Source organism: Lysinibacillus sp. EB271-A1-10B (assembly GCF_058791335.1).
Window position 1 is genome coordinate 1 of sequence record NZ_JBYTDL010000061.1, and the last position, 1,363, is coordinate 1,363.

Consider the following 1,363-nt stretch of genomic DNA (forward strand, 5'->3'; position numbering starts at 1 on the left):
TGAACTGCTCCCCAATTATTAGACACTCAATCTAACAATTGGAGGTGCAGTTTTTGTATGGTTAAATTTAAAGAAAAAGTGAAATTAGAAGCTGTTCAAAGATATTTATTTGGGAATGAAAGTTTAAGAACAATCGGAGAAGATATAGGCGTTGCCCATCGAACTATATTAACCTGGGTGAAACTACACGAATATAATGGCTCAGAAGCCTTTGTAAAACAATATACAAATTACACCGCACAGTTTAAACTAGACGTACTTAATTATATGACTGAACATGGTACGTCCTTACACGAAACAGCGGCTATCTTTAATATAGCGACGCATTCGACGATAAGAGTTTGGAAAAAACAATTCGAAACACAAGGATTTGATGGCCTTCAGTCAAAGAAAAAGGGGCGTCCATCCATGAAAAAAGAATTAAACAAACAACCTAAGCAAGCACCGATAGAAGGCTCAACCGAAGCACTTCAAGCACGTATTAAACAGCTAGAAATGGAAAACGAGTATTTAAAAAAGTTGAACGCCTTAGTTCAAAACAAGGAAAAATCACCACGAAAGACAAAGTAAAAATCATTTGTGAATTAAGGCATAAATATTCAGTGAAGGCACTTGTGGCATTAGCGGACATTCCAAGAAGTACATTCTATGACATCGCAAAGAAAATAGATTTACCGGATCCAGATGCCGATCTAAAAAACGAGATCAAAACTATTTTTGTAGAACACGAAGGTCGTTATGGCTACCGTCGTATTCGTGATGAACTAGCAAACCGTGGGCAAAAAGTGAATCATAAGAAGGTTCAACGTATTATGAAAGAGCTGGGCTTAAAGTGTATTGTACGTATGAAAAAATATAAATCATATAAAGGTACAGTCGGTAAAATTGCGCCAAATATTTTAGATCGAAACTTTACATCGGAGGCACCTAATGAGAAATGGGTAACGGATATTACAGCGTTTAAATTATTTGGTGAAAAACTTTATTTATCGCCTATTTTAGATTTATTTAATGGTGAAATCATTACCTATACAATTGGCTTTAGACCAACGTACTCTCTTGTTTCAGAAATGTTAGAGAAGGCCTTAAAACATCTACCTGTGGACCATCAGCTACTGATGCATTCAGATCAAGGGTGGCATTATCAAATGAAGAAATATCGTCAGGCCCTTCAATCAAGAGGTATCGTGCAAAGTATGTCTCGTAAAGGAAACTGTTACGACAACTCGGTGATGGAGAATTTCTTTGGGATTCTGAAATCAGAATTCCTTTACCTAAAGGAATTTAAAAGTGTCGAGCATTTCAAAAAAGAATTAGAAAAATATATTGATTATTACAATACGAAACGGATGAAGGCAAAATT

At 35.7% G+C, this 1,363-nt stretch carries 1 protein-coding gene; it reads left to right on the plus strand.

The features are described 5' to 3' along the window. Positions 1–57 precede the first annotated feature (57 nt). Positions 58–1,363, plus strand: a protein-coding gene (locus tag AC3WSK_RS26480; protein WP_492414996.1) for an IS3 family transposase whose coding sequence is annotated in 2 segments (ribosomal slippage) — positions 58–511 and positions 511–1,363 — 1,307 coding nt annotated over the 2 segments. Because the reading frame shifts where the segments join, the coding sequence is not laid out codon by codon here. This gene is flagged as partial in the annotation.